Annotated in this window: 8 protein-coding genes; 2 read left to right on the top strand and 6 right to left on the bottom strand. The window is 52.5% G+C overall.

Going from position 1 to position 7,294, the window contains the following annotated elements; all coding sequences use genetic code 11:
* Nucleotides 1-646: 646 nt before the first annotated feature.
* From H6F43_RS07975 to H6F43_RS07965, 3 genes are all read right to left on the bottom strand, one after another.
* Nucleotides 647-922: a WGxxGxxG family protein gene (locus H6F43_RS07975; protein WP_190342267.1), complete on the bottom strand. Its 276-nt coding sequence runs from the start codon at nucleotides 920-922 to the stop codon at nucleotides 647-649.
* Nucleotides 923-1,023: 101 nt separating this feature from the next.
* Nucleotides 1,024-1,296 (bottom strand): WGxxGxxG family protein, encoded by a 273-nt coding sequence (locus H6F43_RS07970; RefSeq protein ID WP_190342266.1) that lies wholly within the window; start codon nucleotides 1,294-1,296, stop codon nucleotides 1,024-1,026.
* Nucleotides 1,297-1,693: 397 nt separating this feature from the next.
* Nucleotides 1,694-1,831 carry a hypothetical protein gene (locus H6F43_RS07965; RefSeq protein WP_190342265.1) on the bottom strand — a complete coding sequence of 46 codons (138 nt, stop codon included), beginning with the start codon at nucleotides 1,829-1,831 and terminating at the stop codon, nucleotides 1,694-1,696.
* A 251-nt stretch (nucleotides 1,832-2,082) separates the two neighbouring features.
* On the opposite strand from H6F43_RS07965, the gene H6F43_RS07960 reads away from it, so the two are divergent.
* Nucleotides 2,083-3,537, top strand: a complete 1,455-nt coding sequence (locus H6F43_RS07960; RefSeq protein ID WP_190342264.1) for a glycoside hydrolase family 13 protein — start codon at nucleotides 2,083-2,085, stop codon at nucleotides 3,535-3,537.
* Between the two features lie 89 nt (nucleotides 3,538-3,626).
* Here H6F43_RS07960 and prmA read toward each other — a convergent pair whose 3' ends face one another.
* A complete protein-coding gene (gene prmA, locus H6F43_RS07955) occupies nucleotides 3,627-4,517 on the bottom strand; it encodes a 50S ribosomal protein L11 methyltransferase (RefSeq protein ID WP_190342263.1) in 891 nt (296 codons plus the stop codon).
* Nucleotides 4,518-4,651: 134 nt separating this feature from the next.
* The gene (gene serA / locus H6F43_RS07950) at nucleotides 4,652-6,232 is read right to left on the bottom strand and encodes a phosphoglycerate dehydrogenase (RefSeq protein WP_190342262.1); all 1,581 of its coding nucleotides are present in this window, start codon (nucleotides 6,230-6,232) and stop codon (nucleotides 4,652-4,654) included.
* Between the two features lie 221 nt (nucleotides 6,233-6,453).
* Between serA and H6F43_RS07945 the strand changes: the two genes are divergently transcribed.
* Nucleotides 6,454-6,969 carry a hypothetical protein gene (locus H6F43_RS07945; protein ID WP_190342261.1) on the top strand — a complete coding sequence of 172 codons (516 nt, stop codon included), beginning with the start codon at nucleotides 6,454-6,456 and terminating at the stop codon, nucleotides 6,967-6,969.
* Nucleotides 6,970-7,107: 138 nt separating this feature from the next.
* Here H6F43_RS07945 and H6F43_RS07940 read toward each other — a convergent pair whose 3' ends face one another.
* Nucleotides 7,108-7,290, bottom strand: a complete 183-nt coding sequence (locus H6F43_RS07940; protein ID WP_190342268.1) for a chlorophyll a/b-binding protein — start codon at nucleotides 7,288-7,290, stop codon at nucleotides 7,108-7,110.
* Nucleotides 7,291-7,294 lie beyond the last annotated feature (4 nt).

Here is a 7,294-nt window from a genome sequence, read left to right as displayed (position 1 = left end):
GCCCACAGCAGAGCGGTCGCGAAGGTTAAAGCGAAGGCGCGAGATAAAAATTTCATGGAATCAGGAGACAGCGTTAATTCTTTAATTGTGACTTTAGCTTACCTCGAATTCATAGCAAACAAGATGTCTTCGAAGTCACCTACTGAGGAAGGATAGCCAATTGTTACTACCTATTAGCCGATTGAAGGATCATACACAAGCCCTCTTTTTTGCTCTATCCGAAGGGCTTAAAGCTCCTAATTCTGAAGGCTTTCTAATTTAGTTCTTCTTAAAACTTCAGGTTTGAGAAACGGCTTGAGCGGCGATTTTGACTTTTCAAATCGATGTGTATGGCTACTACCTTAGAATTGAAACGATCGACTTAATTTGTCTAGTGAATCCCACTAATTTTGCTATGCCGAATCGATTTCACTCGCTGATAAAAATGCTGACAATATTAGCGGTGCGCGATCGTCGATTCGTGATAGTTCATCAATAACTTCCAAATGGATAACCGCTAAAAGCAATAGCTCTTAGCGGTTAGTAGATTTTATTCAGGTCTGTCAACCCTTAAAGATGAGCAGAATTAGACCACAGATTTTTAACGAACTGACAAAGCTTTTAGGATTTGCCAGCCACCACCTATTCGGAACTCATGTTACTTACTTTAGTCTCGATAGCCAGTACGAGTTGTAACGTTGGGGTCATTGGAGACAACGTGGTTCTCTTTGGGCTTGCGGAAGAGATTGGCTACACCAATTAAACCAAGTAGTCCCAACCAGCCTAAATTGTTGTTGTCGTCCTTTGTTTCCTGTAACGGTGTTGTATCCAGGGTGGGGCGATTTTGGTTTTCCTGAGCATTAGAAGGAGCAGGCAGGACAGCCAGGCTCAGCGCTAAGGCGCTGGCTCCAAGGGCTTTTACAAACAGATTGTTATGCTTCATCGATCGTGTCTCCTCGAACAGTCAAAATTTGGGTATCACATTAGAGATAGCGGGTCCACGGATCAGACCCTAGTGCCGCATGCCAAGAGTTCAAATGTGATCTAGATGCGAGGACCAGGACTGGAAACTTCGTTGGGGTCGCGGTAGCGAACGGCAGGCTCTTCTTTCCGACGCAGACCAGCCAAACCAATCAGACCCAGCAGACCCAACCAGCCCCAGTCAAAGTCCCGATCGCCACCCGTTGTTTGTGTGGTCGTGGTATCAGTACCGGACGGAGAGGATGTTTGGGCATTGGAGGGGTTGGAAGGTAGAACCGCCAAGCTCAGCGTAAGAGCGGCTGCACCAGCAAGTTTAGACAGGGAATTGAACTTCATAATTAGTCTCCAATGTACGTAGTTAAGATCTTTTATTTCGCAGCAAATCGCGCACTTCTAGTGAGGCGATGGTTTAAGCGCCACACAAATCATCCTATTTAACTTGATTGGGTATTTAATCACTCTTGAGCAAGAAACTAGCTTAGATGTGGACTACTGCTAAAGGGGTATCCTTATACAAATGCACGAGTAACTGATAGCTATTGCGACGCCGATCGTGTTGCTGTGTGTTAAGTGGTAGGGCGATTGCCTAATGTTGCTCAGACCGCTGAATCGACTCTTCAACTTAGCGTGAGCCACTACAGGCAAGAATTTGCAGCTGAGAGGAAGGGGCTAAGTATTAAGAAATATTGAGATAATTTGTACCCGCGATCATTAACCAGCCCAAAACCTCACCTTAATCTGAGATCTCAGACTTATTTTTCTCATTTTTCATCTGGTTCGATCGCTCTCGTAGAAGGGCGCGAATGTTGCCTGCCAGCGAAAGCTCCTGGCAGGCAACATCTGTGCGGCAGGAATCAATTTCCTTGCGCATTCTTCGCGCATGTTGCTGACATCGACGCTGATTCAGCGATTTCAAGATGTCGCTCATAGTCATGTAGACGGCGTAATGCGGACGGCAACAGCCATCTAATTCATCCTCGTCATGACTATGAGTTAGATGCTGGTAGCACTGCCCCTCAGCGATCGCTAAAAAGTTGCACGTTCTTAACAATATTCCACCAGAGGAAGGAACCCGATCATCAGTCGGACTTGTACCTTAGCGATGAAGAGCGAAACAGAGCCATGCAGATACAAACGCCGGATTGGGTTAAGCACGCTGTTTTCTATCAAATTTTTCCAGATCGCTTTGCCCGCACTCAGCAACCCCGTAAGCGCCTACTGAAAAATGCCACATGGGAAGAGTGGGGCGCCCTGCCCACGCTGCAAGGGTACAAAGGCGGCGATTTGTGGGGGGTGACGGAGAAGCTCGACTACCTGCAAGACTTGGGCATTACCGCCGTCTACTTCACGCCGATTTTCCAGTCCGCCAGCAACCACCGCTACCACACGCACGACTACTACCAAGTCGATCCAATGCTGGGTGGCAACTCTGCGTTTAAGGAACTGCTAGACGAAGCGCACCGACGCGACATGAAAGTAGTGCTGGATGGCGTGTTTAACCATGCCAGTCGCGGCTTCTTCTTTTTCCATGATGTGCTAGAAAACGGTCCTCATTCGCCGTGGGTCAACTGGTTCAAAATCCACGAATGGCCTGTCTCACCCTACAACGGCGAGTATCCCGCCAACTACGAAGGCTGGGCAGACAACCGCGCGCTGCCTGTGTTTAACCACGACAATCCAGAGGTGCGCGAGTACATCATGGAAATCGCCGAATATTGGATCAAATTCGGCATCGATGGCTGGCGGCTGGATGTACCATTTGAGGTTAAAACGCCCGGATTCTGGCAAGAGTTTCGCGATCGCGTCAAAGCCGCCAATCCCGACGCCTACATTGTCGGCGAAGTCTGGGGCGACTCACGCGAGTGGCTCGATGGCACCCAGTTCGACGGCGTGATGAACTACCTATTTGCCGGACCCACGATCGCGTTTACCGCAGGCGATCGCGTTGATATGGAGCAGGTTCAGGGTCGCGACTATCAGCCTTACCCACCGATGTTTGCACCAGACTACGCTGCAGAAATTCAGCGCGTGCTGGAGTTCTATCCGTGGGAAATTCAGCTAACTCAGTTGAACCTGCTGGCAAGCCACGATACAGCGCGCCTGCTGAGCATTGCAGGGGGCGATCGTGCCAGCGTCGAGCTTGCGACGCTGCTGCTGATGACCTACCCCGGTGCACCCAGCATCTACTACGGTGATGAAGTTGGGCTCCCCGGTGCGTTAGACCCCGACTCGCGACGCGGCTTTCCTCTGGATGCCGATTGGGACACGGAAATTCTCGACTATCACCGTCAACTGATCTCCCTGCGACACACGCATGCAGCGCTGCGGACGGGCGACTACCGCGTTGCCTTTGCTGAGGCGACGGTGTATGCGTTCACGCGATCGCTGGGCGACGAAACGCTCCTGATCGCTGTGAACACTGGTACGGTTGATGCCAAAGTTCACCCGGAACTCGACATGCGTCAGATCAAGCTGCTGTTTGGTTCCGGTGAACTCACCTGGAACACCGAGGAGGAAACGCACCGCTGCACACTAGAGCTTGCGCCCCGCAGTGGTGCCATTTGGCGATTCTTGTAGAAATAAGTGCACAAGGAACAGGGCGATCGTAGCTAGAAGCGCCATTGCCCTGTCAGCTCTGATCAGGACTAGCCGCTGCCATTTCTTAATCACGATCGGCGAATGTGCAAGCAGCACCAGTCCTGCCGCTTCCACAGTGCAGCGACAATCCAGTGATTTTCCTCTAGCACGTCGGCAACGGGCTTTGCCTGATCCAGCAGCAGCCCGCTGAGAACACCCCAGGTTGTGGGCTTGGCGATCGCGGTCATCTGCGGCACCAAATCGATGATCACCTCTGCCAGGATGTTGCAGACAATGCCGTCTACAGGTGCGTCGATCAGCTGCTCGATGCGCTCCACGCTGCCTTTGTCTACAACGATTCGCTTCTCATCAATCTGGTTCAGGTGGCAGTTTTCTCGCGTCGCTTTAACGGCTAACGGATCGGTATCCACCGCGTAGGCTTTCTTCGCGCCCAATAGCAGCGCCCCGATCGACAAAATACCCGACCCACAGCCAATATCCGCGATTATCAGTTCTTCCGGGTGCTCACCCAACCGCATTTCTAGCGACTCCAGACAAAGCTGCGTTGTGGCATGCTCTCCAGTGCCAAAAGCAACCCCCGGTTCTAGCCGCAGCACCAAACGATCGGACGACTCTGGCACTGGAAGCCAGGCAGGATTAATCAAGAAGCGATCGCCAATGTCCTGCGGCTTCCAGTGCTGCTTCCACGTGCTGGACCAGTCCTCTTCGTCAATCAGGTTCCACTGCACCGCCGGGATCGCCTGCCCCACACATAGCGCATCTTGGCGCAGCAGCAGCGCCAGTGCGGCTACATCTAGTAGGTGAGCCTGCTCCTGCGGCAAATAGGCACACACCAAGCAGGAACTCCCTTTCGTTTGGCTGGACATGCCTCGACAGCCAAAGGTCTCCAGTCGCCAGAAGATCACTTCTTCTAGCGCGAGGTCGCAGAGAATCTGAATTTCCCACCAGCTATTTGCCATAGAGCGCTATCAGTGATTAGTGATTCGTCATTAGGTGTCAGTCAGTGAGTGGTGGGTCACGCTACCCTGAGCCGTCAACGCCGTTCTCAAGGATAGAGCTAATGACTATAGAGCTAATGACGAATCGCTACCCGCTACAACGTGACCGTGTACGCATCCCGGATTCCGGGCACTTTTAGAATCTCGTCGAGGATGCCCTCTGGCAGTGGGTCATCAATGCTGAGCACCATAACCGCATCGCCTCGCACAATCTTCCGTCCCACCTGCATACTGGCGATGTTGACGTTAAAGCTGCCCAAGAGTGACCCAATCTTACCAATAATTCCAGGCATATCGCGGTGCAGCGTAAACAGCATATAGCGGTTCGGCGGCACGTTGACCGGAAAATCATCGACGCTGGTAATTCGCATCTCCGACTCGCCGAGTAGTGCCCCGGTCACCGAATGCTGCCCCAGCGAACCCACAGCCGACAAATGCAGCGAGCCAGTGTAGTCTTTGACCGAGGCATCGCGAGTTTCAATCACGCGGATGCCGCGCTCTTTTGCCTCCAGGTTCGCGTTGACGTAGTTAACCCGCTCTTGCAGCGCCGGAGAGAGCAAACCTTTCAGCGCTGCCACCACGATCGGTTGACTTTGACTGGTCGCCAGTTCGCCTTGAAGTCCGACGTTAAGGGACTCTAAGCGCCCGCCTGCCAGCTGTCCCACCATGTTTCCCAGCGTTTCCGCCAGTTGCAGATACGGTTTAAGCTGTTCCAGCAGATCAGGGCGCAGTCCAGGAATATTCACCGCCGATCGCGCAGGCAAACCCAGCAGCACATCGCGGATTTGCTCTGCCACGTCGATCGCCACGTTCACTTGGGCTTCTTCAGTCGATGCGCCTAAGTGCGGCGTCATGACAATCTCTTTACCAAGTTCCCGCAGCGGCGACTCGCCCAGCGGCTCCGTTTCATACACATCCAGAGCGGCTCCGGCAATTTTTCCCTGCTTTAGCGCGTCGAACAGCGCCGCCTCGTCGATAATGCCGCCGCGCGCGCAGTTGATGATCCGGGCGGTTGGCTTCATTCGGGCGATCGACGCCGCATTAATTAGATGGGTCGTCTCCGAGGTTTTGGGAATGTGCAGCGTGATGTAGTCTGCTTCCTGAAGCAGCATATCCATATCTACCAGGCGACAGCCCAGCTGTTCTGCCCGCTCGTGCGAGATAAATGGATCGTACGCCAGCAGCTTCATGCCCATCGATCTCGCGACGGTTGCAACGTGCGCACCAATCTTGCCGAGCCCAACAACGCCGAGGGTTTTCTTGTACACTTCGACGCCAGTAAAGCTGCTGCGGCTCCATTTGCCACCTTTCAGCGACTGGTTCGCCTCAGCGATGTGGCGCGACATTGCCATCATCATCGCTAAGGTGTGTTCAGCCGCCGCGATCGTGTTGCCCTCCGGCGAGTTCACAACAACAATGCCTTTGCGCGTCGCCGCGGTTACGTCCACGTTGTCAACGCCGACTCCAGCTCGACCAATGATTTTGAGTTGGCTACCTGCCTCAATGACTTGGCTCGTAACGCGGGTGCCAGAGCGAATCATCAGCGCATCGTAGTCTGGAATGGTTTGAATCAGTTGGTCGGGAGACAGATCGGTTTTAACGTCAACCTGAGCAACCTGGGATAGAATATCGATTCCAACTTGGTCGATCGAGTCGGAGACAAGAACCTTGGGCATGATCAGCAGGGTGGATGAAGAACGCGACGTAATAACAATACTGGATTGCGCTGCATTCTAAAGTTGTCAGCCGTGGCGAGATGACGATCGCCAGGGATAGAACGCACGCAACCGAAATCCGAATCGGATGCTATTGGACACTCTAGCGTACGTTATTTTGAGAATGAATGACTCAACCGCCCTGATTTTTTAATCTACCAATTAGCAGTTAGTACGTCCCCATGAATTACCTTGTTGCTGTCTTGAGCGATCGCATCCAAGCAGAAGCTGCCTACTCTGCGCTAGAAGATGCGGGTTTGCCGCTGGATAAAGTTGCCATTTTAGGCAAAGGCTACAAAAGCGCCGACGAGTACGGCTTGATCGATCCCAACGAGCAAGCTCTGAAGCAAACAAAACTAATGGCGGTTTGGCTGGTGCCCTTTGGCTTTTTTGCAGGCTTCACATTCAGCCTAATTACGGGTCTTAACACGTTTGCCTGGGCAGGAGAGTGGGGAGATCATGCAATTGGGGGATTGCTCGGTGCTGCTTCGGGCGCATTGGGCAGCTTTATTGTCGGTGGTGGTGTAGGTTTGGTTGTGGGCGGTGGCGATGCCTTACCGTACCGAAACCGCCTGAATGCCGGTAAATATCTTGTTGTGGTCAAAGGGTCTGAAACGCTAACGCGGCAGGCAACCAGCGTTTTACGATCGCTAGAGCCAGAAAATCTTCAGGGATATGCTGACCCTATGAGCACGTAGAACCAGTACACAGTACATAGGCAAAAACGTCTGTAGCCACTGGGCAACTCCAAAAATCAAGGGGTTGCCTAGTGGCTACAGTAGTGGAACCGTATTAGCTCAATTAGTTGATCCTGAATAGATGCTCTGCGGCTGAAATTACATCAAGCCCCAGAAGTGGAGCACACCCTGACCGGAAAACAGTTCAATCAGCACAGCAGCAAGAAAACCGATCATTGCCAAACGTCCATTCCACAGTTCAGCTTGAGGAGTAAAGCCAAACTTCCAAGCATTGCGATCGCCTTCCATTGCGGGAGTCGTGACCTTCGTTGCGTCTGTCATGGTT

The sequence above is a fragment of the Leptolyngbya sp. FACHB-36 genome, from assembly GCF_014695955.1.
Lineage (GTDB): Bacteria > Cyanobacteriota > Cyanobacteriia > Leptolyngbyales > Leptolyngbyaceae > FACHB-36.
Note: the sequence above shows the minus strand (reverse complement) of the source record. Positions and strands in the feature narration are given on the sequence as shown.